Source organism: Chamaesiphon sp. (assembly GCF_041737865.1).
Lineage (GTDB): Bacteria > Cyanobacteriota > Cyanobacteriia > Cyanobacteriales > Chamaesiphonaceae > Chamaesiphon.
This window is the reverse complement of record NZ_JBGSQZ010000015.1, coordinates 1-2,295: the sequence shown is the minus strand read 5'-3', so window position 1 is coordinate 2,295 and position 2,295 is coordinate 1. Positions and strand designations below refer to the sequence as shown.

Below are 2,295 nucleotides of genomic sequence, written 5' to 3'. Positions count from 1 at the left end.
TGGATGCTCATGCTCTTTGAGTGCCTTTTGTAACTTCTCTTTTGTTTCGGAATTGAGAAAATTGAGGGCAGGCATTAGACTCAAGATCGTACAGGCGACTGCTATTATAGCATATGTGCTTTAGACGCCAAACAGCTTAGTTTACCATCGACTTTCACAATAAATGGATGTCGATCGGATTCAATCCAATAATAATCTAAGTATGGATAGCCAAAATAGCCATGTTCGTCGAGATCCGTATCTTCAAACTCTGACAGATCGTGTCTAAATAGTTCCATCATCCGTCGGATAATAGACTTGTCAGTAATTAGCGCGGGGATAACTTCGATCGACATTGATTTGATGTGAAAATTTATGGGGAGACTTTCTCCCCATTTTATAAAAGTAATTATTTCAAAAGTCCTTCGATATCCTTGGCGATATCCTTCGGATCGGTATTCGAGCCGTAGCGTTTGACGACATTGCCACTACCATCGACCAAAAACTTGGTAAAGTTCCATTTAATCGCCTCCGAACCAAAGATTCCTGGTGCGGCTTTTTCTAAATATTTAAACAGTGGGTGAGCATTGGCACCATTGACATCGACTTTCTCAAATAGTGGAAAAGACACCCCAAATCTGGTTTCGCAAAAAGACTGAATAGTTGCTGCATTCCCTGGTTCCTGTTGTCCAAATTGGTTGCAAGGAAAGCCCAACACTGCAAATCCTTTGCTGGCATATTTGTCGTACAACTCTTGCAAACCTTTGTATTGAGGCGTAAAACCACACGCGCTAGCGGTATTGACGACGAGCAAAACTTTGTCGCGATAAGTACTCATCTCGACGGGTTGACCTTCGATGCTGGTAGCCGAAAAGTCGTAAACTGTGGATGACATAAAGATGTTCTAGTTTGGTGGATACTAATCTATTTATTATTATTGAACTACTCGGAACTTGCTTGGTGTGATGAAGCGACTCTTGATTTTGGGTGGGACTGGGGATGCGGTAAAATTGGCAAGTCTAGTGATTCTCTTGCAGAGAGGCTTTGCCAACGATCTACCTGGATTGGTAGTGATTACCAGTCTGGCGGGGAGAACTAGTGCGCCAAAGAATCTAGTTGGTGATGTCCGAATTGGTGGCTTTGGTGGTGAGGCTGGTTTAGTAAGATATTTGCAAACCGAGCAAATCGATCTGCTAATTGATGCGACGCATCCGTTTGCTGCCCAAATATCTCAAAATGCGGCGAGTGCAGCGACTCATGTGGGGATGCCCAGATTGATGTTGATTCGCCCTGAGTGGAGAAGATCGCCTGAAGATAATTGGATTGAGGTTGAAAGTATTGAGGAGGCGGTGCAGGCGATTCCAGCTAGCGCAGAGCGAATCTTTGTGACGATCGGACGGCAACAACTCGCGCCCTTTGCAAGTTTGACAGCTAAATGGTGTTTGATGCGATCGATCGATCCTCCCGATCTGGGCATCCCATTACCACCAGGTAAGTTATTACTAGATCGTGGGCCATTTAATCTGGAGGGAGAACGCGAGTTGCTTAGAGAGTATCAGATTCAGGCGATCGTTAGTAAAAATAGTGGTGGTGATGCGACTTATGCCAAGATTATTGCGGCGCGAGAGTTGGGTTTACCTGTGGTGATGATACAACGTCCGATCGTGCCTGATGGAGAGATAGTGACAGATGTAGCGGGTGCAATAGAGTGGTTAATCGATCGACTTGAGTGAGTTGTGGGTAATTGTGTAATATGATGGCTGAAATTATTGCTAAAACCGATCGAATCGACAATCTGAATATAATTGAGCTGCGATCTTTTGGCGGCGGTGGGTGTACCTATTATTTAGTGGATCGATGCGGTCGCTCATAACGCATGATATTCAAAATTTTCATTAATTAGGGCTTGCTGAAGATCTCAGCAAGCCAATCACTGCAAGGATTTTGAGCCTTTTTTCAGAAATTAAGTGCAAGGTTTTGACGTTGAAAGGCTCAGAACCCTTGCACTCGATCGCTTGAATCTGGCGATCGAGTGAGAATATTTGCAACAAAACCATTTTTTAGCAAGGAGTTCAGGCTTTAGAACAGCATCAGGGACTAATTCGGGGTTGCTGATAAAACTCAAAACCCATATACAGAGAGAGATAGAAGCTGCAAAAAGTTACTCAGGTTTAATGAAATTGGCTAAAATCAACTAAAATTAGTGAAGACATCGACGTATCCGTACAAGCAATGTATAAAAAAGACGAGCAACGTAAAACTGAATCAGAAAACTTTGAACTGCCATTTGGAGGGAAGTTAGCAGAAGATAATAGA

The 2,295-nt window shown here is 43.3% G+C and carries 4 protein-coding genes; 1 reads left to right on the top strand and 3 read right to left on the bottom strand.

From position 1 onward, the window contains the following. Positions 1–104: 104 nt before the first annotated feature. The gene (locus ACEW9J_RS01045; RefSeq protein WP_373543296.1) at positions 105–335 is read right to left on the bottom strand and encodes a hypothetical protein; all 231 of its coding nucleotides are present in this window, start codon (positions 333–335) and stop codon (positions 105–107) included. A gap of 53 nt (positions 336–388) precedes the next feature. Beyond that, positions 389–874 (bottom strand): glutathione peroxidase, encoded by a 486-nt coding sequence (locus ACEW9J_RS01040; protein WP_373543295.1) that lies wholly within the window; start codon positions 872–874, stop codon positions 389–391. A 70-nt stretch (positions 875–944) separates the two neighbouring features. On the opposite strand from ACEW9J_RS01040, the gene ACEW9J_RS01035 reads away from it, so the two are divergent. Further along, entirely contained in the window at positions 945–1,712 is a 768-nt protein-coding gene (locus ACEW9J_RS01035; RefSeq protein ID WP_373543297.1) for a cobalt-precorrin-6A reductase, read from the top strand. Between the two features lie 162 nt (positions 1,713–1,874). On the opposite strand, the gene ACEW9J_RS01030 is transcribed toward ACEW9J_RS01035, so the two are convergent. After that, positions 1,875–2,036, bottom strand: a complete 162-nt coding sequence (locus ACEW9J_RS01030; RefSeq protein WP_373543294.1) for a hypothetical protein — start codon at positions 2,034–2,036, stop codon at positions 1,875–1,877. Between the last annotated feature and the right edge of the window lie 259 nt (positions 2,037–2,295).